The 23,455-nt window shown below is 58.1% G+C and carries 24 protein-coding genes; 10 read left to right on the top strand and 14 right to left on the bottom strand.

Annotation, left to right across the window (positions count from 1 at the left end; translation table 11 throughout):
- Complete coding sequence (locus MPN23_RS04740) at window positions 1-141, bottom strand: symporter small accessory protein (protein WP_243546447.1); 141 nt, start codon at window positions 139-141, stop codon at window positions 1-3.
- 634 nt (window positions 142-775) lie between these two features.
- Between MPN23_RS04740 and MPN23_RS04735 the strand changes: the two genes are divergently transcribed.
- The 8 genes from MPN23_RS04735 (at window position 776) to secF (ending at window position 9,151) form a co-directional block, all read left to right on the top strand.
- Entirely contained in the window at window positions 776-2,299 is a 1,524-nt protein-coding gene (locus tag MPN23_RS04735) for a glutamate synthase-related protein (protein ID WP_243546446.1), read from the top strand.
- A gap of 12 nt (window positions 2,300-2,311) precedes the next feature.
- Window positions 2,312-2,758, top strand: a complete 447-nt coding sequence (locus tag MPN23_RS04730; RefSeq protein ID WP_243546445.1) for a 4Fe-4S dicluster domain-containing protein — start codon at window positions 2,312-2,314, stop codon at window positions 2,756-2,758.
- 36 nt (window positions 2,759-2,794) lie between these two features.
- Complete coding sequence (locus MPN23_RS04725; RefSeq protein ID WP_243546444.1) at window positions 2,795-4,075, top strand: NAD(P)/FAD-dependent oxidoreductase; 1,281 nt, start codon at window positions 2,795-2,797, stop codon at window positions 4,073-4,075.
- Window positions 4,076-4,089: 14 nt separating this feature from the next.
- Window positions 4,090-5,187: a class II glutamine amidotransferase gene (locus MPN23_RS04720; RefSeq protein WP_243546443.1), complete on the top strand. Its 1,098-nt coding sequence runs from the start codon at window positions 4,090-4,092 to the stop codon at window positions 5,185-5,187.
- Window positions 5,188-5,190: 3 nt separating this feature from the next.
- Window positions 5,191-5,952, top strand: a complete 762-nt coding sequence (locus MPN23_RS04715; protein ID WP_243546442.1) for a GltB/FmdC/FwdC-like GXGXG domain-containing protein — start codon at window positions 5,191-5,193, stop codon at window positions 5,950-5,952.
- A 42-nt stretch (window positions 5,953-5,994) separates the two neighbouring features.
- The gene (gene yajC / locus MPN23_RS04710; RefSeq protein ID WP_243546441.1) at window positions 5,995-6,342 is read left to right on the top strand and encodes a preprotein translocase subunit YajC; all 348 of its coding nucleotides are present in this window, start codon (window positions 5,995-5,997) and stop codon (window positions 6,340-6,342) included.
- Window positions 6,343-6,469: 127 nt separating this feature from the next.
- Complete coding sequence (gene secD, locus MPN23_RS04705) at window positions 6,470-8,065, top strand: protein translocase subunit SecD (protein ID WP_243546440.1); 1,596 nt, start codon at window positions 6,470-6,472, stop codon at window positions 8,063-8,065.
- 12 nt (window positions 8,066-8,077) lie between these two features.
- Window positions 8,078-9,151 (top strand): protein translocase subunit SecF, encoded by a 1,074-nt coding sequence (gene secF, locus MPN23_RS04700; protein ID WP_243546439.1) that lies wholly within the window; start codon window positions 8,078-8,080, stop codon window positions 9,149-9,151.
- A 215-nt stretch (window positions 9,152-9,366) separates the two neighbouring features.
- On the opposite strand, the gene MPN23_RS04695 is transcribed toward secF, so the two are convergent.
- From MPN23_RS04695 to MPN23_RS04670, 6 genes are read right to left on the bottom strand one after another with little or no spacing between them, the layout of a single operon-like run.
- Entirely contained in the window at window positions 9,367-10,032 is a 666-nt protein-coding gene (locus tag MPN23_RS04695) for an adenylate kinase (RefSeq protein WP_243546438.1), read from the bottom strand.
- Window positions 10,033-10,092: 60 nt separating this feature from the next.
- Window positions 10,093-11,103, bottom strand: coding sequence for a tRNA lysidine(34) synthetase TilS (gene tilS, locus MPN23_RS04690; protein WP_243546437.1), 1,011 nt, complete (start codon window positions 11,101-11,103; stop codon window positions 10,093-10,095).
- Window positions 11,104-11,105: 2 nt separating this feature from the next.
- On the bottom strand, window positions 11,106-11,453 hold the full coding sequence (locus tag MPN23_RS04685; protein ID WP_243546436.1) for a hypothetical protein: 348 nt from the start codon (window positions 11,451-11,453) through the stop codon (window positions 11,106-11,108).
- The gene (gene hemA / locus MPN23_RS04680) at window positions 11,453-12,823 is read right to left on the bottom strand and encodes a glutamyl-tRNA reductase (RefSeq protein ID WP_243546435.1); all 1,371 of its coding nucleotides are present in this window, start codon (window positions 12,821-12,823) and stop codon (window positions 11,453-11,455) included. Before hemA ends, MPN23_RS04685 begins: the two co-directional genes overlap by 1 nt.
- Before the next feature lie 3 nt (window positions 12,824-12,826).
- A complete protein-coding gene (ccsA, locus tag MPN23_RS04675; protein ID WP_243546434.1) occupies window positions 12,827-13,633 on the bottom strand; it encodes a cytochrome c biogenesis protein CcsA in 807 nt (268 codons plus the stop codon).
- Complete coding sequence (locus tag MPN23_RS04670) at window positions 13,620-14,297, bottom strand: precorrin-2 dehydrogenase/sirohydrochlorin ferrochelatase family protein (protein ID WP_243546433.1); 678 nt, start codon at window positions 14,295-14,297, stop codon at window positions 13,620-13,622. The genes ccsA and MPN23_RS04670 overlap by 14 nt, the downstream gene beginning before the upstream one ends.
- Before the next feature lie 108 nt (window positions 14,298-14,405).
- Between MPN23_RS04670 and MPN23_RS04665 the strand changes: the two genes are divergently transcribed.
- Both MPN23_RS04665 and MPN23_RS04660 read left to right on the top strand, forming a co-directional pair.
- On the top strand, window positions 14,406-15,665 hold the full coding sequence (locus MPN23_RS04665) for a glycosyltransferase family 9 protein (RefSeq protein ID WP_243546432.1): 1,260 nt from the start codon (window positions 14,406-14,408) through the stop codon (window positions 15,663-15,665).
- 32 nt (window positions 15,666-15,697) lie between these two features.
- The gene (locus MPN23_RS04660; protein ID WP_243546431.1) at window positions 15,698-16,978 is read left to right on the top strand and encodes a CgeB family protein; all 1,281 of its coding nucleotides are present in this window, start codon (window positions 15,698-15,700) and stop codon (window positions 16,976-16,978) included.
- Window positions 16,979-17,047: 69 nt separating this feature from the next.
- On the opposite strand, the gene MPN23_RS04655 is transcribed toward MPN23_RS04660, so the two are convergent.
- The 7 genes from MPN23_RS04655 to ileS all read right to left on the bottom strand — a co-directional run bounded on the left by MPN23_RS04655 (window position 17,048) and on the right by ileS (window position 23,352).
- Window positions 17,048-17,782 (bottom strand): protein phosphatase CheZ, encoded by a 735-nt coding sequence (locus MPN23_RS04655; protein ID WP_243546430.1) that lies wholly within the window; start codon window positions 17,780-17,782, stop codon window positions 17,048-17,050.
- Window positions 17,783-17,811: 29 nt separating this feature from the next.
- Complete coding sequence (locus tag MPN23_RS04650) at window positions 17,812-18,333, bottom strand: PilZ domain-containing protein (RefSeq protein WP_243546429.1); 522 nt, start codon at window positions 18,331-18,333, stop codon at window positions 17,812-17,814.
- Window positions 18,334-18,346: 13 nt separating this feature from the next.
- Window positions 18,347-18,790: an NIL domain-containing protein gene (locus MPN23_RS04645; protein ID WP_243546428.1), complete on the bottom strand. Its 444-nt coding sequence runs from the start codon at window positions 18,788-18,790 to the stop codon at window positions 18,347-18,349.
- Between the two features lie 62 nt (window positions 18,791-18,852).
- Window positions 18,853-19,776 (bottom strand): tetratricopeptide repeat protein, encoded by a 924-nt coding sequence (locus MPN23_RS04640; RefSeq protein WP_243546427.1) that lies wholly within the window; start codon window positions 19,774-19,776, stop codon window positions 18,853-18,855.
- Window positions 19,777-19,781: 5 nt separating this feature from the next.
- Window positions 19,782-20,000 carry a PLD nuclease N-terminal domain-containing protein gene (locus tag MPN23_RS04635; protein ID WP_243546426.1) on the bottom strand — a complete coding sequence of 73 codons (219 nt, stop codon included), beginning with the start codon at window positions 19,998-20,000 and terminating at the stop codon, window positions 19,782-19,784.
- 37 nt (window positions 20,001-20,037) lie between these two features.
- A complete protein-coding gene (gene lspA, locus MPN23_RS04630) occupies window positions 20,038-20,526 on the bottom strand; it encodes a signal peptidase II (protein ID WP_243546425.1) in 489 nt (162 codons plus the stop codon).
- Window positions 20,527-20,535: 9 nt separating this feature from the next.
- Window positions 20,536-23,352: an isoleucine--tRNA ligase gene (ileS, locus tag MPN23_RS04625; RefSeq protein ID WP_243546424.1), complete on the bottom strand. Its 2,817-nt coding sequence runs from the start codon at window positions 23,350-23,352 to the stop codon at window positions 20,536-20,538.
- Between the last annotated feature and the right edge of the window lie 103 nt (window positions 23,353-23,455).

The raw sequence follows: 23,455 nt of genomic DNA, 5'->3' as shown, positions 1-23,455 counted from the left end.
TCAGCCTCCGCGTTTGCTCGGGCCGGTTTCATTTCTGCCCGAATTGTTCCAGTTCCTGATTCCGTAGGCGACGCAGAGTGCCGTCGCTGCCAGACACAGCCAGAATGCCGTGGCTATCTCCACGCTTTCGAATCCCATCATGTTTTTGCTCCTTCCCTGTTGCGGGGCAGGCGTCCGGACGGCAAAAGGAAAGGGCCGCCGGCGTGATGCCTGCGGCCCTTTGGTTGTTACTGTGTTGTTTTTTCAGCGAATACCAACCATCCCCCGGCCACAGGCGTGGGTAAAACGGAAAAAACGGAAAAAGAAATAATTGGCCGTACAGGCCTGACAGGTGGTATTCATAAGACAGTCACTAGGGTGGAGGCCGGGAAAAGTCAAGTTTTGGCAAAAAAGAGGTGCGCAAAACATTTTTTCCGGGCTGAAAAGATTATAAAACGAAAATACGTTCTGGATGCCCTGTGTTTCCATTCCATGGATACTCTTGGGTATTTTGATGTAACCAGTTTGAAACACAGTATTTATAGCATGAATGCGAAGGAGGAATAATGCGAAAAAGCTTGATTGAAAGCATTTTGACAATATTTTTTGAGAAAATAAAATATTTTAAAACAAGCTGTTAACAGAGTTGTTGACATTTTGACGTGCAATATGGTTTTCTGTTTTCTCCTGTTAAATACAAGATTTTCCTTTTTTGTGAAAATCAATAGGTGTCGTTTGGGTCGTCAAAAAGAGTGATGACTTTTTTGGCAAACCTAAAGAAAAGAGGATACACGCCTTGCTGTTCCAGCCCATCAACAAGAACTATCACGAGTTTCACATTGATCGTGACAAGGACCTGTGCATCAACTGCAAGGTCTGCGTGCGTCAATGTTCCTACGAGGCCCATTACTGGGACGAGGCTCGGCAAAGGGTCATGCACGACAATTCCAAGTGCGTGGGATGTCACCGCTGCGAGGCCCTGTGCCCCACGGCTGCGTTGCACATCCGGACCAAGCCGTCCGAGTTCCGGCCCAATCAGAACTGGAAGCCGCATTTCATCCAGAACGTGTACAAGCAGGCCGACACGGGCGGCGTGCTGCTCGCGGGCATGGGATCGCCGGTGGACATCCCCGTCTACTGGGACAAGCTGCTGCTGGATGCAAGCCAGGTCACGAATCCGTCCATCGACCCGCTGCGCGAGCCCATGGAGCTGAAGACCTTTCTCGGCGCCAAGCCCAAACGGCTGGAGATCGTGGTCAAGAAGGGCAGGCCCGAACTGGTCACGAAGCTGACCCCGCAGATAGAGCTCAAGTATCCCATCATGTTCTCGGCCATGAGCTTCGGGTCCATCAATTTCAACCTGCATCGCGCCATGGCCCGGGCCGCTTCCGAACTCGGCATCATGTACAACACGGGCGAGGGCGGTCTGCACAAATCCCTGTACAAGTACGGGAAGAATACCATCGTGCAGGTGGCTTCGGGCAGGTTCGGCGTGCATCTCGACTACCTGAACGCGGGTGGCGGCATCGAGATCAAGGTCGGGCAGGGAGCCAAACCGGGCATCGGTGGCCATCTGCCGGGCGAGAAGATCAACGACATGGTTTCGGAAACCCGTATGGTGCCCATTGGCTCCGATGCGATTTCCCCGGCTCCGCATCACGACATCTATTCCATCGAGGACCTGCTTCAGCTCATCTATGCGCTCAAGGAGGCCTCGGAATACCGCGTGCCCGTGTCCGTGAAGATCGCGGCTGTGCACAACGTGGCCGCCATTGCCTCGGGCATTGCCCGGGCCGGGGCAGACATCATTGCCATCGACGGCATGCGTGGCGGAACCGGCGCGGCTCCGGCCATGATCCGCGACAACGTGGGCATTCCCATTGAACTGGCCATTGCTTCGGTCGACCAGCGTCTGCGTGACGAGGGCATCCGGCATCAGGCCAGCATCGTGGCTGCGGGCGGCATCCGCTGTTCCGCGGACGCGACCAAGGCCATAGCTCTGGGCGCGGACGCCGTGTACATCGGTACTGCCGCGCTGCTGGCTGTGGGCTGCACCCTGTGCGGCCGCTGCTACACGGGCAAGTGTCCGTGGGGAATCGCCACCAATGATCCCCGGCTCGCCAAGCGTCAGAACCCGGACATCGCGGCCAAGAAGATGGCCAATCTGGTCCGGGCATGGGGTCACGAGATCGAGGAAATGCTTGGCGGCATGGGCCTGAACTCCATCGAGAGCCTGCGCGGCAACCGCGACAAGCTGCGGGCTGTCGGACTTTCCGACACGGAAATGGATATCCTCGGCGTGAAGCATGCCGGGCGGTAGACGGAGGACGATATGAAGAGAGTCTACCCGGACAAGGATTACTGCATCGGCTGTCACCTTTGCGAACTGGCGTGCCTGACCGCACATTCCGAAAGCAAGGATCTGATCATTGCCTATACCGAGGAGCGCGCCCGCGACGGACTGTCGCCCTGCAAGCGCGTGTTCGAAAAGGGCACGGTGAGCGTGGCCATCAGCTGCCGTCATTGTGACGAGCCTTCCTGTGTTGCGGCCTGCATCTCCGGCGGCCTGCAAAAGGATCCGGAGACCGGACGCACGGTCTACAACCGCGACAAGTGCGTGGGCTGCTGGTCCTGCCTCATGGCGTGCCCGTACGGCGCGATTCGCAGACATCCCACGGAAAACAGGATCGTCAAGTGCGACCTGTGCGCGGACAGGGAGGAAGGCCCGGCCTGCGTGGCCGCCTGTCCCAATCAGGCCCTGAAATTCGAGGAACGGTAACTGCTGGTTCGCCATCCCACAAAGCCGAGGTCTTCAATGAAATACGTCATCATCGGTAACGGCATCGCCTCCATCGGGGCCATCGAGGGCATCCGCAGGGTGGACAGGGAGAATGAAATCCTTGTCATCGGCGCGGAAAAATCCCCGGCATATGGCCGTCCCCTGATTTCCTACCTGCTGGCCGGAAAGATCGGCCCGGACCGTCTGGCCCTGCGTCCGGCGGAATTCTATGACAAATGCAACGTGACCCTGAAACTGGGAACAAAGGTATCGGGCATTGATACGAAGGCCCGTACCGTAACCACGGATTCCGGCGAGGTCATTGCCTACGAGAATCTGCTTGTTGCCACGGGGGGCAATCCGTTCACTCCGCCCATTCCCGGTTCGGACGGTCCCGGCGTGTACAACTTCACCAATCTGGAACATGCTCAGACCCTGATTGCCAAGGCCAGGGACATGAAGCGCGCCGTGGTCATCGGTGGCGGGCTCATCGGTCTCAAGGCCGGGGAATCCCTGTTTGACAGGGGAGTGGACGTGACCATTCTCGAACTGTCGGACCGCATCCTCAGTCTTGCCTTTGACGAGAATGCCGCAGCTCTTGCGGGCGGTCGTCTGGAGGAGGTCGGCCTCAATGTTCGATGCGGAGTGACGGCCAAGGAGATTCAGCGCGATGCTGACGGCAACGTGGTCGGCGTGCATCTGACCGATGGCAGCTTTCTCCAGACCGGAGTCGTGGTCATCGCCATCGGCGTGGTGCCCAACTACGACCTTGCCCGGGATGCGGGCATTGCCGTGGATCGGGGCATCAAGGTGGACGAGCACATGCGCGCCAGCGCGGAAAACGTGTATGCTGCCGGAGACGTGGCTCAGGCGCGCGATCTGCTGTTCGGCGACGACCGGGTGATCCCCATCTGGACCAACGCCTACAATCAGGGCTTTTGCGCGGGCAAGAACATGGCGGGCGAACCCACGGAATTTTCGGGCAGTCTGGCCATGAATTCCATCAGCTTCTACGGTCTGCCCACCATTTCCGTGGGCAATGTGAATCCGCCCGAGGGGGACGAATCCTACGAGGTTTCCGTTTTTCTGGACGAGAAAAAGAGGAGCTACCGCAAATTGGTGTTCAAGGATGAGCATCTCGTGGGCTACGTGCTGGTCGGGGATATCGACATGGCGGGCATGTACACCGCGTTCGTCAAGTTCCAGATGGCCGTGCCCGAGGAGGCCAAGCGTCAGCTTCTGGCCGGGGAACCGGACGTGCTGCTGTGGCCCGAGGATTTTTTTGATCAGACCTGGAATCCCGAAGTCCGGGATTAGAGAGCGAGGATACAATGAAAGCGCCTGCAAGGTACTACGACTTTGAAAAGGATATTTCGGGTTGCGGAATATTCGGCGTCATCCACAGGAAGCGCGGGCTGATTTCCGGAGACATGCCCATTTCGGCCATGGCCTGCATGCATGATCGGGGCAACGGCCTTGGCGGCGGGTTCGCGGCCTACGGCATCTACCCGGATTTCGCGGACAAGTACTGCCTGCACATCATGTGCGATGACAAGAACGCCGTGGAAGGCTCCGAGCGCATGATCCGGGAGTTTCTGGACCTGCACGAGTACGAGCCGATTCCCACCCGCAAGACGCTGGCCATCACGAATCCGCCCATCGTGAACCGCTATTTCGTGAGCGTGCCGGAACGGCCCGTGGGGGAATTCGCGGAGCTGCCCGAGGAAGACTACATGGTTGCCGTGGTCATGAAGATCAACACCCATGTGCCGGGCGCGTTCGTGTTTTCCAGCGGCAAGAACATGGGGGCATTCAAGGGCGTGGGCTTTCCCGAGGATATCGCGGACTTCTTTCGTCTGGACGAGTACAAGGCATACATCTGGACCGGACACAACCGGTTTCCCACCAATACGCCCGGCTGGTGGGGCGGGGCGCATCCCTTCACCATCCTGAACTGGTCCATCGTGCACAACGGCGAGATTTCCTCCTACGGCATCAACCGTCGCTATCTGTGCGAGCATGACTATCTCTGCACGCTCATGACCGATACCGAGGTCGTGGCCTACGAACTGGACCTGCTCATCCGCAAGCACGGTCTGAGCTGGGACATGGCTGCCAAGGTCTTTGCCCCGCCGTTCTGGGACGAGATCGAACGCATGCCGGAAAGGGAGCGTGAATTGTACACGGCTCTGCGCGCCACCTACGGTCCGGCCATGCTCAACGGTCCGTTCGCCATTCTGGTTGCGGACAACAACCGGCTCATGGGGCTGAACGACAGGATCAAGCTTCGGCCTCTGCTGGTGGCGGAAAAGGACGACATGGTGTTCATGTCCAGCGAGGAATCCGCAGTGCGCGACGTGTGTCCTGATCTGGACCGGGTATGGATGCCCAAGGCTGGCGAACCAGTTATCGTGGATATCGAGGAGTAGGGAATGCCGAGCAGGAGAAAACAGCGGACCTTGAGCGCCGGGCGCACCTATTACAAGCAGTTCAACGAGCAAATCCGGGAGCTTGCCCGAGACGGCGTGACGGATTTCATTCTCAAGGACGTGAACGGGCAGCGGTATATTGCCACGGCCATGGACGGGGATTTCCGTTTCGACGTGTACGGAGTTCCGGGACAGGATCTTGGCGCATTCATGCGTGGCCCGCATGTGCGGGTGAACAACAACGCTCAGGACGGCGTTGGCAACACCATGGACGACGGCAGGATCGTGGTGGATGGTCTGGCCGGGGACGTGCTTGGTTATGCCATGCGTGGCGGCCGGATATACGTCAAGGGCGATGTCGGCTATCGTGTCGGAATTCATATGAAAGCCTACATGGATCAGAACCCGGTCATCGTGGTCGGGGGCAAGGCCGGGGATTTCCTCGGCGAATATATGGCTGGTGGAATTATTTTGCTTCTGGGGATGTTTTCTGGTAAGCCTGATGCGCCTGTTGCGGGACGAAGTCTTGGCACGGGCATGCACGGTGGCGTGATCTACGTGCGGGGCGAAGTGCCCGAGCAGCAGCTCGGTCCCGGCCTGCACGCTCAACCCGTGGATTCCGAGGATCTGAAGGTCATCGAATCGCTGGTTGCGGATTTCGCCAAGGAGTTGAAGCTGGACACCAAGGAAATTTTGAGCGAAAACTTCGTCAAAATTCGCCCGTTTTCGCATCGGCCGTACGGAAATCTGTACGTTCCAGCGTAAGAGAAGCCGACGGCAAAACAACCATATCCCCGTGGAGGAAGTATGTTATTCGAATCGGTCGCCTATGCCATGGGAGCCGCTCCCAATGGCGCTCAGGCCCAGGGTCCCGCCGGCATGTTTCAGGCTTTTCTGCCTCTGATCCTGCTGTTCGCGATTTTCTATTTTCTGCTCATCCGCCCGCAGCAGAAGAAGCAGAAGCAGCATCGCGCCATGCTCGACAGCCTGAAGAAGGGTGACAAGGTCTGGACCAATGGCGGCATCCTCGGCACCATTTCCGATATCGACGGTGACAATATGACCGTGGAAATCGCTCAGGGCGTCAATGTGGTCATCAAACGTGGTTTCGTTGCCGATCTGGACCGTCAGAATGACAACAAAAAGGACAAGTAGCAGGCTGTACGGCCTGGTATAAGGGCTTGTATGCGGACCGGACCACGATTTTCGTGGCCCGGTCCGCCTTGTGTTTGGCTGTTATGCCTTCACACATCGCAACCCGTTCGCATTATAGGGAGTTTTCATGCAGAGTCTGCGTTGGAGAATCATCGTCACCCTCCTGGTCCTGGTCCTCGGGCTGGCGTACATGCTGCCCTCGATACCGGGCATCCAGGGAACCTCGCTCGCCAAGTTGCTGCCCGGCGACGCGATCAACCTGGGGCTCGATCTCAAGGGCGGCATCCATTTGACCCTCGGGGTCGACATGGATACGGCCATGAAGAACAATCTCGCCCGCCTCGGGGACGACCTCAAGGCCTCGGCTGCTGAAGAGCAGGTTTTCGTGCTTCGCCCCAGAGTCCTGGGCGAAGACAAGATTCGGGTTGTTCTGCTCAAGGGCGAGCAGAAGGACAAGTTCAAGGGTATCCTCAAGCAGTTTGATTCGCTGAGTGTGGATGCCACGGAGCCCGGGGAAAACGGCAAGGTCGAATACATCCTTTCCCTGACTCCGCAGTACAGGAAGTATCTGACCAAGCTGACTCTGGATCAGGCCGTCAAGACCATCCGCAACCGCATTGACCAGTTCGGCGTTGCCGAGCCGGACATTCGCAAGCAGGCCGGCAATCGCATTCAGGTGCAGTTGCCCGGTCTTCAGGACCCGGAGCGCGCCATCAAGATCATTGGTCGCACCGCGCATCTGGAATTCAAGATGGTGGATGAAGGCGCGGATGTGGAGACGGCCAAGAAAGGGGCTGTTGCCCCGGGTCGCGAACTGACCGTGTTGCTGCATCGCAAGCCTGACGGGTCCTACACCGAGACGCCCATCGTCCTGAAAAAGGACGCCGTGCTCACCGGTGAGTACATCAAGGATGCCCAGGTGCGGTTCGATCAGTTCAATACTCCGTACGTCGCCCTGAATTTCAACACTCGCGGGGGCACCATTTTTGCGCGCCTGACCGGCGAGAACGTGAACAAGCGCATGGCCATCGTACTGGATGGCAAGGTGTATTCCGCTCCCGTCATTCAGGAGAAGATTGCGGGCGGCCGCGCCAGCATCACCGGCTCCTTCGACAAGGAAGAGGCCACTGATCTGGCCATCGTGCTGCGCGCCGGTTCCCTGCCTGCGCCCATCGACATTCTGGAACAGCGCACCGTGGGGCCGTCCCTTGGTCAGGAGTCCATCGACAAGGGTGTGACTTCCGCCGTGATCGGTCTGGCTCTGGTGCTGGTCTTCATGGGCATCTACTACGGCATTGGCGGCCTGGTCGCGGATATCGTGCTGGTCCTGAACATCATGCTCATCATGGCCGGTCTGGCCGCGTTCGGCGCGACCCTGACCCTGCCGGGCATCGCAGGCATCATTCTGACGATCGGCATGGCCGTGGACGCCAACGTCATCATCTTCGAGCGCATTCGCGAGGAATTGCGACGTGGGCTGACTGCGGGCGCTGCGGTTACCGAAGGATATGGCAGGGCGACTTTGACCATTCTGGACGCCAACGTGACCACCATCATCGCGGCCATCATTCTGTATCAGTTCGGCACCGGCCCGGTGCGCGGCTTTGCCGTCACCCTGACTCTGGGTATTCTGACGTCGATGTTCACGGCCATCTTCGTGTCGCGCATCATGTTCGATCTGTACACCAGAAACCGCGCCGACCGCGCCAAGCTGAACATTTAGGGGGAAGTTCCTATGGGACTGCAAATAATCAAGCCTGATACCCATATCGATTTCATCGGTTTCAGGAAAATCGCCTTCATCATTTCCGCGATCGTGATTCTGGCCGGAATCGGGTCGCTGCTCGCCAAGGGCGGCCCCAAGTACGGCATCGACTTTGCGGGCGGCATGATCGTGCAGATCAAGCTGGACAAGGCAACCGATGTTACCGACCTCAAGGGGGCCATGAAGGAACTGAACCTTCCCGGCCTGACCGTCCAGACTTTGGGCCTTGAGGATGACCATGAATACATGATCCGTACCTCCTCTTCGGACATTTCGTCCCAGGCGGTGCGTGACGGCATTGACCGGAGCCTCGCCGCCAACCTCAAGGATCGGACTTTCGAGATTCAGCGTCTGGAAATGGTCGGCCCCAAGGTGGGAGCGGATCTTCGCGCCAAGGCGCTTGAAGCGCTGTTCTATGCCGTGCTGCTCATCGCCGTTTACATCTCCGGTCGTTTCGAGCAGCGCTGGACCGCAGCCGGAATCATGGCAGCGGCCCTTGCAGGTGGCATCTACGGCATCGGCCTGACCGGGTTGGACATGGGGTGGCTCATCATCTCCGCTCTGGTCCTCACTCTGGGCCTGTGCTGGTACCTGAAGCTCAATTATGCGCTGGGCGCGGTGGTCGCCCTGATCCACGACGTGATCATCACCGTGGGCATCTTTTCCATTCTCGGAAAGGAATTCGACCTGACCATCATTGCCGCTTTGCTGACCATTGTGGGTTATTCGCTGAACGATACCATCATCGTGTTCGACCGCATCCGCGAAAACAATATCGCGGCCAAGAGCGGAACCTACTTCGGCGACACCATCAACAAGAGTGTCAACCAGACCCTGTCCCGTACACTCATGACCTCGATCACCACTCTTCTCGTGGTGTTCTGCCTGTTCGTGCTGGGCGGTGGCGTCATCCATGACTTTGCCTTGGCTCTGCTCATCGGCATCGTGGTGGGTACCTATTCCTCCGTCTTTGTGGCCAGCCCGATTCTGCTCGGGTTCGGTCCCGGCTCCCATGTCGGCGAAGGAGAGGTTGAAGCCGCATAGCTTCGAAATCTGCATTCAAAAAAAAAGGGAAGGATCAAAAATCCTTCCCCTTTTTTTTGTGTCCAATCGGCGTTTGCTACTCGGAAAAGAGGTTGGATTTTCCGAATCGTCAACACCGCCCAGAGGCTGTTGGTGTATGGAGGTCGCATCTTCAAGGAAAAGGCCCGGCCGGATGATTTCCGGTCGGGCCTTGCATGTTCTTGCAAATGCGAAGCTTAGGCGAGCTGGCTGATCAGGTAGTCCTTGATCTCGTTGATGGACTGTTCGCCGTCGAGCTGGATGTATTTGAAGCCGCCATCCTTCATGTTCTTGTAGAAGTTGCAGGCAGCCATGGTGCCGGTGGTTTCATCGTAGTAGATGTTGTGGCGCTTGTTGATGGCTTCCTCGTCCTGATCGTCGTCGCGAGCGGACAGGGCACCGCCACAGACACGGCACTTGTCACCGTCGGGAGCGATGGCCGGGATGCCGATGTTGTTGGGGTGGTTGGCGTTGTTTTCGCACAGGCGGCGACCCATGATGCGGGCCTTGGCGATCTCGCGGGGCAACTTGATTTCGATCACGTAGTCCAGCTTCACGCCGTCCTTCTGCAGGGCTTCCCAGAGCTTTTCGCCCTGGACCAGGGAACGGGGAAAGCCGTCGAGCAGCCAGCCGTTGGTGGAGCCGGAGAGCACGTCGAGAACCATGGGAATGGTGATGTCGTCAGGAACGAGTTCGCCCTTGTTGATGTATTCCTTGGCCTTCAGACCGAGTTCGGTTCCGCCGCCAATGTGTTTGCGGAAGATGGCACCGGATTCGATGTGGTCCAGGGAATACTTGTCTTTGACCAGGTTGCCCTGGGTGCCTTTACCGGAGCCGTTGGGGCCGAAAATCAGAATATTCATGAATCTCCTCCTAACATTGTGCAAAAGATCACATGCTATTATCCCGGCTCAAGCCGGAAGTCAATGGGTGTGCCGGAAAACCACGCCTTTGCGTGCAATTCTGGCGGTTTTTTTCCCGGGAAATTGAAACATTGCGCCAGTTCTTTTCTCCAGCCATGCCTGATCCAGACGAAACAGGGTGTCTGCAAGGGCCTGTCCCGGCCCTAGATGGTCCAGCCCGGCCTTGTACAGCCGCAGGCGAAGCGCCTTGTGCGCCTTGTTCAGGGTTTCGGCTGGGATAAGCTCTTCGCGTATTTCACAAGCCGTGGTCCAGTAGTCCTCGTCAATACGCCCCACGCGCCAGAGTCGGGCCACGGATTCCGGGAAATTCGGATTTTCTCGCAGGAACAGAGGGAGAATCTCGTGGCGTATCCGGTTGCGGGTGCAGTCCGTATCCGCGTTGGTCGCGTCCTCGCGCCACTGAATGGACAGGGCTTCGAGGAATGCCTGCAATCTGGCCTTGGGCGTGAGCAGGAAGGGGCGGACAAGGTGGCGATCATTGTCGATTCCGGGCATGCCCGCCAACCCGGGCCAGCCGGTGCCGCGCGAAAGGCGCATGAGCATGTCTTCGCACAGGTCGTCGAGATGGTGGCCGAGAAATATTGCGTCCGCCTTTGCGGCGATTCGGGTTTCCTCCAGAAAGGCATAGCGGGCCAAGCGGCCCGCTTCCTCAAGCCCGACGCCCTGTTCCCGGGCCAGAGCCGGGATGTCCCGTCTGATCTTGGTGAAGCGGATGTTCGCATCCTTGCAGAATTGTTCTGCCCATGCCGCATCCTCGCCGGACTCCGGCCGGATGGCGTGGTCGAGATGCGCGGCAGTCAGCACGGCATTGTTTTTTGCGCAGAGGTACTTGAGAACCAGCAGCAGGGCCGTGGAGTCGATGCCTCCGGAAAACGCGACGACAACGGAACGCCCCTGAAGGTCGTATCCGAGTTCGTCGTGAAGAAAGTTTTCGGTATGGAGGCAGAAATGCGCCCATTTCGGAGGCAGGTCCTGCAGTCTGGCAGGGGGGATTCCTGACGCAGGAGACATGATCAGACGGCCACGTCGAGATCCTTGATGAAGGCATCAAGGTAGTCGATCATGTGGTTTCTCTGTTCGGAAGAGGCATAGGCCACACAGGAACAGCGAAGGCGATTGCGGCCGCGTACCAGCAGTTCCATCTTGAGCATGTTTCCGGAAATGTCGGGGACGGCTTCCACGGCCAGAAAATACGGACCGCAGTCGTTCAGATGCGCAGTCTGTTCCTCGGAAAGCAGGTTTTCCGGCATGGGCAGATAGTAGATGTCCTCGATGGGGCCCTTGAATCCCGCGGCATCGAATGCGGCGCGGATTTTTTCGAAATCGTTGTCGTAGAGGTCTTCGATGAGGTAGGTGCGCATTACTGTTCCTTTTTGGTGGCGTCGATGAAATGTTCGATTTCGTCCGAAGTGCAGACCCCGGGCTTGCGGTTCATGTGGGCGCTTTCGGGAATGATTTCATCATCCAGATTGAACATGCGTCTGGCCAGATCGATGAATCGTTCGGCAGCGCCTTCTTCCTGAGTGCGGCGTTTGAGAAAACAGATGGGCTCGTGCAACACCTTGTGCCCCACGGACAGGACCAGCGTTTCCAGAGCCTTGCGTGTGGCTTCGTCCACCGGGCCGATTCTCTTGAGGGTCTTGGCGAGTTCGCGATGCGCCACTTCCTCGGCATTGTCCACAAGGCCCACGATGGTGGGTTGCAGGGTCAGGGAGTTCAGCCAGTTGCCGAATGTCGCGGTTTCCGCTTCCACCACGGACATGGCCTTGTCCGCTTCGCCCTGACGTTGGGCCATGTTTTCCTCCACCACTTCCTTGAGGTCGTCGATGTCGTAGAGGTAGACGTTGTCCAGATTGTTCACGTCCGGGTCGATGTCGCGCGGCACGGCGATGTCGATGAAGAACATGGGCTTGTTCTTGCGCTTCTTGAGCACGGCCTTCACGTCCCTGGCGCGGATGACGGCAGTGGGCGATCCCGTGGAGCTGATCACGATATCCACTTCGTGCAGCCGATCCGGCATGTGTTCGATCTGGATCGGCTCGCCGTTCATGCTTTCGGCAAGGTCCTTGGCTCGGGACAGGGTGCGGTTGGCGATGATGATGTCCTGCACGCCGTTGGAAAGCAGATGCGTGGCCGCCAGTTCCGCCATTTCCCCGGCACCCACAAGCATGGCTCTGGTGCCGTGCAGGTCGCCGAAAATCTTGCGCGCCAGTTCCACGGCAGCAAAGCTGATGGAAACCGCGCTGGATGCGATGGCGGTTTCCGTGCGTACGCGTTTGGCAACGGAAAAGGATTTGTGCAGCAGGCGATTGACGATGGTTCTGGCCGTGCCACGATCCACAGCGTTGCGGTAGGCGTCCTTGAGCTGGCCCAGAATCTGGGGCTCGCCCATGACCATGGAGTCCAGACTGGACGCCACGGCGAACAGGTGACGCACCGCGTCGAGTCCCTGATACTGGTAGATGTTGTCCGCCAGCACTTCGGGCGATCCCTTGCAGGCCGATGCCCAGTACTGGAGCAGGCTGTCCAGAACCTCGCGTTCGGTTGCTCCCGAGGATACCGCCACGATCTCCACCCGGTTGCAGGTGGAGAGGGCCATACATTCCCGCACCGGACAGTGGGCCACGAGACCCTGTTCGAAATTCTCCACGTCGGTCAGGGCGAATTTTTCGCGAACCTCGACTCCCGCGGTCTTGTGGTTGAGTCCTATGAGAAAGATTTTCTGGTTCATGGCTTACGACCGGAACATGATTGCATGGTGGATAAGGGAAATGGCCAGGCCAATGAAGACCCAGACCGCTGCAATGGCGGGCTTGCGACCGCGCCATCCCAGCACCAGCCGCTGGTGGAACAGGAACGCGAACACGAACCAGACCGCCAGGGAAGAAAGATTCATGATGTCCCAGGAAAACTGCTTGCCCGGGGAAATCCAGTACCAGACATAGGAGGAGAAAAGGCCCAGCGTGTACAGTGGAAATCCCAGAAGCACGGCCCAGCGGTTGACCCTGTCGAACATGTTCAGGGATGGGGTGTCCTTGCCCAGACTGGCCAGCCCGGCCTTGGTCTTGATTTTCCTGTTGTAGTGGATGAAGGCCAGTCCCGCGCCGAAGGCCATGGTCATCATGCCCATGGTCACCACCAGCGTGCCGATGTGCAGGCCGAAGAAGAGCAGGGTCAGTTCCCGTGGCATGGAAACCTTGATGCCGCCCAGCGCCATGGACCCGGCAAAGAGCAGCAGGGCCAGCGGCAGGGCGGTCAGGGCCAGAAATTCCAGCCGCAGCTTCCACCAGAGAAAGAAGTAGATCAGCAGCACGCACCAGGCAAGGGTGCTGAAGTAGAAGTTGCCGCCCTGAAGCACGGACACATCCTGGATCAGGAGCGCGGCAATGTCGGCGGTATGCAGGGCGAATCCGCCCACGGCCAGATACATGGAGATGCGCTTGAGCCTGTCGTTGCGGGTGGTGAGTCCGGTCAGGAACAGGAGCGCGCCCATGAAATAGAAGGCGATGATCACGAGTTGAGTCAGTTCAAACAAGCCCATCCAAAAGCTCCGGAATGTTGGCGTGCAACGGTTCGGGCAGGGTTTCCTTCAATATGTCCCCGGCCGCGTTCATGTCGCGGGTTCGGAATGCTTCGAGCAGGCCGGAACTTACCAGGGAACGGAACACGGCTGTGTTGTCCCGGGTCGGCATGCCCATGCCCAGAAGCAGGGGACGAATCCGGCCCATGGTCGTGAGCAGGATTGCGTATTCGTCGCCGAAGCTGTGCTGTAAATCCTTGCGTATCCGTTTGGCAAGTGCCGGGCTGCGTCCGGCCGTGGAAATGGCCACGGTCAGGTCCCCGCGCTTGACCGTGGCGGGCACGATGAAGCTGCACTTTTCGGGCTGGTCCACGATGTTGCACAGAATGCCGCGCTCGGCGCACAGATTGCTGATGCGCCAGTTCACGTCTTCGCTGGAAGTGCAGGCAATGACCAGAAATTTGCCGTCCAGATCGCTGTCCCGGAATTCGCGGCAATGAAAGTCCACGTGCTTCAGGTCGAGAATGGACTGCATTTCCGGGTCGGCTTCCCGTGTCTCGATGATGGTCACATGTCCGGCCCCGGAATCGATCAGGGACTGGATTTTCCTTTTCCCGACCTCTCCGGCCCCGACCACGAGGCAAGCCCTGTTTTCCAGATTCACGAAAATGGGGTAATAACGCATTGCGGCATGGTACCTTATGCCTTGGCGCATGTAAAATCTGAAAATGCTCGTTTCTTGCATAATTCGACCGGATTGGGCAAAAAAGCGACAGGGCGGCACAAAAAGAAAATGAAACACTATCTCGTCATGCAACTCGCCAGATTCGGCGATCTGATCCAGAGCAAGCGGCTTGTGGCAACGCTCATGCGGCGCGATACCGCCGTGGTGCATCTTTGCGTTGACAATTCATTGAAATCACTGGCGGAAATTGTTTACCCGGAAGCTGTTGTCCATGCCGTGGCTGCTCATGGCACAGGCGTGAAACCAGCCGAAATCGTGCGCACTCTTCTGCTTGGAAATCTTCCGGCATTTGCCGAATTGCGACAAATCGAATTTTCCGAGGTGTTCAACCTCAACTTTTCTCCGCTCAATTTTCGGCTGGCTGCCCTGTTCGACCCGGAAATCGTTCACGGATACAAGTGGCGCAATGGGCAGGATTTGGTGGACACGTGGCCGTCCATGGCCATGCGTTGGTCTCGCAACCGGCGGATCGGGCTGAATCTGGTGGATTTCTGGGCCGGATATTGTCGGGACATGATTCCCGCGGCCCAGGTCAATCCTGAAGCAACCCCGAAAGGCGGAGGCATTGGTGTGGTGCTGGCCGGGCGTGAATCCCGGCGTTCCCTGCCACCCGAAGTGCTGGCGAGGATCACGGCAACGCTGGCTGCCCGAGACCATGCCCCACAGGTCGTGCTGCTGGGCGGGCAGTCCGAACGTGCCACAGGCAGGGCAATGATGCGGGAACTGCCGCCACGGGTTCAGGCCGTGACAAGAAATCTGGCCGGGCAGACTGATTGGACCGGGCTTGTCGAGGTCGTGGGAAGTCTGGACATGGTGATTACTCCGGACACGGGTACCATGCATCTTGCCGCGCATCTGGGGACGCCGGTACTCGCGTTCTTTCTGTCCTCGGCATGGTGTTTCGAGACCGGACCGTACGGGATGGGGCATACCGTGTATCAGGCGCAGGCTCCCTGTCTACCGTGTCTGGAAACCGTACCGTGCGAATACGGAGTGAAATGTCTGTCCTGTTTCGATGATCCCGGCTTTCCGCGTTTTCTGACCACGGGAAAAGCGGAGCATTGCCCGGACGGACTCACGGCATTCCACTCCGGATTCGATGATTTGGGCATGGATTTTACCCCTTTTGCCGGAACGGATTCCGAACGGAAGACACGGCAGGCATTCCGGAAGTTTCTGGCTGACTATCTGGGACAGAAATGGCAGGCGGGTGGGCAGGAACCCTTTTCCGGGGCGGAACGGATTTTTCAGGCACGGGATTGGATGGGCGAGGCCGAGGCCAACGGGTATCGGTTTACGGCCGACTAGAAACGGACCAGACATCAGGCACAAGGTTGATCATGACGGATTCACGTTTGCAAGGATTGAAGATTCTCGTTGTCCTGCCTTTGTATGGCGGTTCCCTGCCCGTGGGGCGGTTTGCTGCGGATGCATTGCGTCAGTCCGGGCATTTTGTCGAAGTGTTCGAGGCCCCGGAGTTTCTGGACTCGTACAATTCGCTCAGGAACCTCAAGGTTACCACAGATCGATTGGAATATTTGCAGAATTCCTATCTGAATGTGGTCAGTCAGGCTGTGTTGGCCAAGGTGGAAACCTTTGAGCCGGACATGGTGCTGGCCATGGCGCAGGCACCGTTGACGCATCAGGCGCTCAAGCGGCTTCGGCGCGACAAGGTGGTCACGGCCATGTGGTTTGTGGAGGATTACCGGCTTTTCACCTACTGGAAATCCTACGCGCCTTTTTACGATCTTTTCGCAGTCATTCAGAAGGGCGAATTTTTCGAGGAACTTGCTGCCATTGGGCAGCCCAATGCCCTGTATCTTCCTCTTGCCATGCAGCCCGACGTGCACAAGCCATTGGAACTGACATCCGTTGAAAAGCGGAAGTTCGGTTCGGCGTTGTCCTTCATGGGCGCGGGATATCCCAATCGGCGCATCGCGTTTCGGGAACTGGCGCACAGGGATTTCAGGATATGGGGCACGGAGTGGGAGGGCGATCACGTACTGGAACCTCTGGTGCAGATGAAGGGTGCGCGTGTCTCTTCCGAGGATTGCGTCAGGATTTTCAACGCCACGGCCATCAATCTGAACCTGCATTCAAGCATTCAGGCCGACCAGTTGGTTTCGTTCGGGGATTTCGTGAATCCTCGGACCTTTGAAATTGCCGGATGCGGAGCTTTCCAGCTTGTTGATGAACGAAAGCTTTTGCCCGAGGCATTTGCTCCGGATGAAATGGCCACGTTTTCCAGCATGGCCGACCTGAAGGAAAAGATCGGATATTTCGCGTCCCATCCCGACGAAGTTCGGGAATACGCCCGCAAGGCAAGGGCGCGGGTTCTTGCCGATCATACCTATGCGCACCGCATGGCAACGCTTGTGGAATTTGCGGCTGCGCGCATGGAGGGCTGGCCAGCGCCTCGGAAGGATGATGCCGTTTTCGGGCCGGATTTTCCCGAAGAACTCAAGGCGGACATTCTGGCTCTCATCACGAGGTTGGGACTTCCCGAAGATGTGGGATTCAGCGATCTGGTCTGGGCCGTGCGCCAGCAGCAGGGACGGCTTTCCGAGCTGGATACCGCAATTCTGTTTCTGGACGAGTGGCAGAAGTTGTACAGGAATTAGCCGAGGCCAATTGAAAAAGCCCCTGATGCGTTCCTGCATCAGGGGCTTTTTTTTGGGAAAATGCTGTTTCTAGTCCAGACCGAGAGAGGAAAGCAGGTCGTCCACGTCGTTCTGCGAGTTCTCAAGTTGCGGTCCCTTGAGGTCCGAAGCCTTGTTCTTGGCTTCCTGCGACAGGGAATCAATGTCCCTTTCCGGTTCCTCTTCACGCTGGCGGAGCATCAGCCCCGTGGAAACCATGACATCGCGCACGATTTCCTCGACCTTGCGTATGGAGTTGATGATGATCTTGATGCGCTGGCCAGTGAGGTCCTGAAAGCTCAGGGTGACCATGATGGTGGAAAGGTCGTTGCCCAAAGTTTCATTGATTTCCTTGAGCCTTTCGCGGTTTTCCCTGGTTACGCCGCCGGATTCGAAGCCCTTGACGATGTCGGCCACGCTGGTCTGGAGTTCCTGAAGGTTCTCCACGATGTCGATGATCTCCACGGCAGCCTTTTCCGTGGTCTTGAGCACGGCGTCGAGTTGGTCCGAAGCCTCGTTGAACAACTCCTCGGGATCGATGTCCGCCTCGATCTTCCTGACCACGGTGCCGCCCTTGGCGGCTTTGACTTCCTGATAGATCTGCTTCAGGCCTTCCTGGAGATCGTCATTGACCCGGCGGTAGAATTCGCCTTCCAGCAGAGCTGTGGAAAGGTTTTTCGCGATTTCCCTTTCCACGGAGGCCGTGATGGAGTCCCGGAGACTGTTGACCAACTGGTCCGAAACCTTTTCCATCAAATCCCTGACTATTTCCTCATTGGTGGTCATTGGTTTCCTCCTCCGGGAATATGGGCGCCCTAGCGCATGCTGGAGTTGCGAATCTGTTCGCGCTGCTGCTGGAACACGAATTGGACTATGGCTTCCTTGTCCGTGTCCCGGATGTTGACGAACTCAAAGCGGAACAGATTCGTTTCCGCATCCAGTCCGACAATGCGGCCCTTTGCTCCGGCCATCTTCAAGGGCACGCGGTTCAGGACGAAGACGGCCTCGAGGCAGTCGTCCACCTTGAGCGGATCATCCGTGCGAAAGCGGACGCCAGCAGCGGAAATTTCCATGACATCCAGATTCAGGGGAAAATCGTCCCTGAGCTGATCCTGACTGAGCAGGCCGAGGATGCGGTCCATTTTCCGGTCCATTTCCATGAGGAAATTGGCAAGGTCGTCCGGGAGCTTGCTTGTGGCGGCGAAGCCCTCCCGGCTGGAAAATTCGCCGATTGCGCATCCGCGGAAAAGCTGCGGGGATTCCAGACTGTCGACCCGACGCGCATAGGTCTTGACGCGGGCCTCCACTCGGGAAAAGGAGCGTTTTTCCTCACTCATGGATTCCTCCGGGCTAGTGGGCTCCGTTTTCATCCAGATCAAGGGTCATGGCCTTGACCGGACAGATTCGCGTGCACATGCCGCAGGCGGAGCATTTGTCCACGTTGAAGGTCACGGTCTTGTCGCTTCTTTCCAGTGTCAGTGCATTGGTCGGGCACATGGCCGTGCACAATCCGCAGTGGATGCAGGCATCCTCGTCGCGAAAAATCTTGTGCGCCACGGGCGTGATGCGAATGCCGCTTTCCTTGAGATAGGCGATTCCCTTTTGAAATTCGGCTTCCATTCCGGAAATTTCCAGAGTCATGGTGCCCTCATGCCGGGGACTGATGTCAGCCTTGAGGATGTTGAAGCTCAGGTCGAACAGCTTGCCCAGATTGCACACCACGGGGCGACCGGAAATGTCCGGGGGGAACGTGAGGTAGACGATCTTGCGAAACCCTTTGACAACGTCTTTCATGGAATTTTCCGCCATTTGTTATGTATGCCATACGGTGCGGGACAGCCGCAAGTCCGGTGCCGTTATTTCATTTTCTCCAGAAACCGTTTTGCCTGGGTGGCTTCCACGGTCTTGGGGAATTTGCCGATGACCTCGTTCAGGCGCATTCTGGCCAGTTCGGGCTTGCCCAGATGGCTCCAGGAATAGCCGGAGCGGAGCAGGGCGGATTTGTATTTCGAGCTCTTCTTGTGCTTTTCGATCACGTCTTCATACAGAATGACGGCCCGGGCATAATCCTTGAGCTTGTAGTAGCACTGGCCCTGCCAGAACAGAGCGCTGCCAACGTAGGCGTGTTTCCTGAAGGTTTCCGTGAACTCGGCCCAATAGGAACGGGCCTGGTCGTATTTGCCTTCCTTGTACAGGGCATAGGCCTTGTCATACAGCGCCTTGGCCGGATCGCTTTCGACCTTGGGAGATTCCTTGGCCGGAGCCTTGGGCGCGGTTTTGGGGGCATCCTGTCCGGCTACCGCTTCGGTTGCGGCTCCGGCAACGACTCCGGTTGCTGCGGCCTGCTGCGCGGTCTGGTCTTCCGTGGTTTTGGGCAGCTCAACGTGAAGCTGGTTTTCCAGAGCGAATTCGATTTCCTTGATGCGTCTTTCCAGAGAGGAAACCGTGGTGGGGGAGTCCGCAGCGCCCAACTGGCGGTCCATGCGGATTTCCATGGTTTCCAGTTCGCCGCGGAGCTTGGCGAAAGCCATTCGCAGTCCCTGAATCTCCGCCCAGATGTCAGCGGTTTTCTGTCGGACAGGGGACTGGGATTTTTCGATTTCCTCCTTGAGCAGCACTCGGGATTCCTCGAGCTCCTGTTCAAGCTGCTGAATCCGTGCGCGGTCGCGCTGGCGTTCGGACTGGATGGTTTCCATGTCCTGTCGCGAGGCGCAGCCCCAGGTGCCAGCCAGAGCCATGGTCAGGGCCAATACCGTGAAGGTCCTCGAAATGCGATTCATGGTGTTCAACTCCCTCGTTTTCTTCCTACGAAAAGATATGCCAGTGCGCCGAGAATGGGAATGAAAATGCACATCTGCATCCAGAGCGCCTTTTCGTTGGACGATTCGAATTGGCGCTTCCAGACGTCCAGAATGCAGAAGGCGCTGAGTCCGAAACACACGGCCACAACGCCCAGTATTACGGTCCATTGCTGCGCGGTAAGAGCGGAGAAGTCGGCGAACATTGTCGATTCCTTGAAGTCTTTCGGCGTGGGAATGCCGTTATGCGTTTTGGTCCCTGTCCCGGTTTCGGTACATGGAAATCAGGATGCAGACCGCGCCCACGGTCAGGGCCGAGTCCGCAATGTTGAACGCGGGCCAGTGATATGAATTCACGTAGAAATCCAGAAAGTCAACGACTTCACCCAGACGGACGCGGTCGATGAGGTTTCCGATCGCGCCCCCGGCGATCATGCCCAAACCCGTGACCATCCACTTGTCGTCTTCGCGGGTGGTCTTGAGCATGTAGGCGATGAAGCCGAGGGCAACGATTGTGATTCCTATGAAGAGCGGCACCTGCCAGTCGATGTCTTCCCGGTCCAGAAAGCCCCAGGCCGTGCCCTTGTTGTGCACGTGCACGAGGTTGAAGAAGCCGGGGATGATCGTCTTGTACGTCCATTCCGGCATGGTGCCCATGACCAGCAGCTTGGTGAGCTGGTCAAGGGCGGTCATGGAAACGGTCCAGACTGTGGCAAGCGCGTAGCGGTTCATTCCGACCTCTTAATTCAGAGTGGAGAGCACGGCGGTGCAGCGCGGGCAGGCATCGGGATGCGCCGGGTCGGTTCCCAGATCCTCGCAGATGCGCCAGCACCGTTCGCATTTGCGGCCCGGAGCCTGAGCCACGCCGATGCGCAGGGATTCGATATCCTCGGCATGTGCGGCATCCTCGGGCGCGCTGCCGAGTTCGTCCAGCACGACCTTGGACACGATGAAGAGTTCCTGAATGTCCAGATCCTCACCGGAAAGCAGGTCGCGCAGGTCCTCGTCGCAGTACAGGGTCACCTGTGCGTCGAGGGATTTTCCGACCACGCCATCCTTGCGTTTCGGTTCGATGGCGCGGTTCACCGCGTCGCGAATTGCGGCCAGAGTCTCCCATCGTTCGCATTCGTCTTCGCTCAGGTCGGTTTCGTCCGGAGTGAAGCGCAGGGCGAACACGGTCTTGTCCTGGGAGAGCTTGCCCTTGATGGTGTCGGGCAGGGCCTGGAAGGCTTCCTCGGCAGTGAAGGAAAGCACCGGGGCCATGTCCTGAAGCAGCATGAGCAGAATCTGCCACAGCACGGTCTGGGCCGAACGGCGTCTGATGCCGTGCTGTTCCTCCACATAGAGGCGGTCCTTGATGATGTCGAGATAGAATGCGGACAGGTCGACCACGCACAGGTTGTGCAGGGTGTGATAGACCTTGTGGAATTCGAAATTGTCGTATGCCTCGCGAATGGTCGCATGTCGGCGGGTCACCAGATCGAGGGCGTAGCGGTCCAGCGGCAGCAGATCGTCGACAGCCACCTTTTCCGCAGGATCGAAGTCGTTGAGGTTCGACAGCAGATAGCGGCAGGTGTTGCGGATGCGACGATATGCGTCAACCAGTCTGTTCAGGGTTTCGTCCGAGATGCGGATGTCTTCCTGATAGTTGGAGGCGGAAACCCACATGCGCAGGATTTCCGCGCCGTACTTGTCGATGATTTCCTGAGGCGCGATCACGTTGCCGATGGACTTGGACATTTTGCGGCCTTCGCCATCCACCACGTAGCCATGGGTGAGCACGGTCTTGTAGGGGGCCTTTTCCCGGGTGCCCATGGACGCGAGCAGGGAGCTGTGGAACCAGCCGCGATGCTGGTCCGAGCCTTCCAGATACAGGTCGGCCGGATACTGGCATTCGTCACGTTGCTCGACAACGGCCGCAAAGCTGGTGCCGGAGTCGAACCACACGTCCAGAATGTCGCGCTCGCGCTTCCAGTGGGTGCCGCCGCATTTGGGACAGGTCAGTCCCTCGGGAACGAGTTCCTCGATGGGAGCTTCGAACCAGTAGTCGCAACCCGTGGGGTGCTTTTCGTACTTGTCGCAGATGTCGTAGACCCACTGCGCGTCGAACCAGGTTTCGTCGCAGTCCTTGCAGATGAGTGCGGAAATGGGCACGCCCCAGTTGCGCTGGCGGGAGATGCACCAGTCGGGACGGTTCTCGACCATGTTGAAGATGCGTTCCTCGCCCCAGGACGGCACCCAGTTCACGTTGTTGCGAATGGCGTTCAGGGCGCGGGAGCGCAGGTCGTTTTCCTCCATGCCGATGAACCACTGGGTGGTGGCGCGAAAAATGACCGGCTTCTTGCAGCGCCAGCAGTGCGGGTAGGAGTGGGTGATGTCTTCGGAGGCCAGCAGGTTGCCGAGTTCCTGAAGTTTTTCAATGACCTTGGGATTGGCTTCCCACACGTTCAGACCGGCGAAGAATTCCACCTCGGGCAGGAACACGCCCTTGTCGTTCATGGGGGAAAGCACTTCCAGACCATAGCGGATGCCGGTTTCGAAGTCCTCGCGGCCATGGCCCGGAGCCGTGTGCACACAGCCCGTGCCCGAGTCCAGCGTGACGTAGTCGGCCAGCACGATCGGGGATTCGCGGTCGTAGATGGGATGTTTGGCCTTCAGGCCTTCAAGCTCCGAGCCTCTGACTCGGGTCAGGATTTCCGGGGCTTCCCAGCCGAACTTGCCCGCGCATTCCTCGAGCAGGGCCTCGGCCATGACGTAGAAGTCCTCGCCGACCCTGATCACGGCGTAGTCGAAATTCGGGTGCACGGCCACGGCCATGTTGTCGGGGATGGTCCAGGGGGTGGTGGTCCAGATGGCCACGTACAGCCGGTTCATGTCCACATCGCCGAGCTTGGAAGCAGCCGGATCGGTCAGGGGAAAACGGACGAAGATGGACGGGGAGGTGTGGTCCTCGTATTCCACCTCGGCCTCGGCCAGAGCCGTGGAACAGTCGCAGCACCAGTGCACGGGCTTCTTGCCGCGCACCACGCCGCCCTTTTCCATGAAACGTCCCAGTTCGCGGGCCGTGGCTGCCTCGTAGGTCGGGTTCATGGTGCGGTAGGGTTCTTCCCATTTGCCCAGCACGCCGAGCCGCTTGAATTCCTTGCGTTGCACGTCCAGCCATTTGGCGGCGTACTCGCGGCAGATCTTGCGGATGGTCAGCGTGTCGAGTTCCTTTTTCTTCTTCTTCAGTTCCTGCTCGACCTTGTGCTCGATGGGCAGACCGTGGCAATCCCAGCCCGGGACATACTGGGCCCTGATGCCTTCCATGTTCCGGGACTTGACCACGATGTCCTTGAGAACCTTGTTCAGGGCCGTTCCCATGTGGATATGGCCGTTGGCATACGGCGGGCCGTCGTGCAGGCAGTATTCGCCCTTGTCCCCGCCGGAGGTAATCATTGCGTCGTAAGCGCCGATCTTTTCCCAGAACTTGAGCATCTCCGGCTCACGTTGCCGGAGATTGGCTTTCATGGGGAATTTGGTTTTGGGCAACAGCAATGTTTTTTTGTAATCGCTCATGACGTTTTCATCCTCCAGGGACCGTATATTTCTTTAATCTAAATGCCGGGTGCTAACGAATCGGGGTAGATTGGTACAAGGTGGCCCGGAAGTCAAGCGCTGC

It is taken from the genome of Pseudodesulfovibrio tunisiensis, assembly GCF_022809775.1.
Taxonomy (GTDB): Bacteria; Desulfobacterota; Desulfovibrionia; order Desulfovibrionales; family Desulfovibrionaceae; genus Pseudodesulfovibrio; species Pseudodesulfovibrio tunisiensis.
The sequence above is the reverse complement of the archived record's forward strand: the minus strand, read 5'-3'. Positions and strand labels throughout refer to the sequence as shown.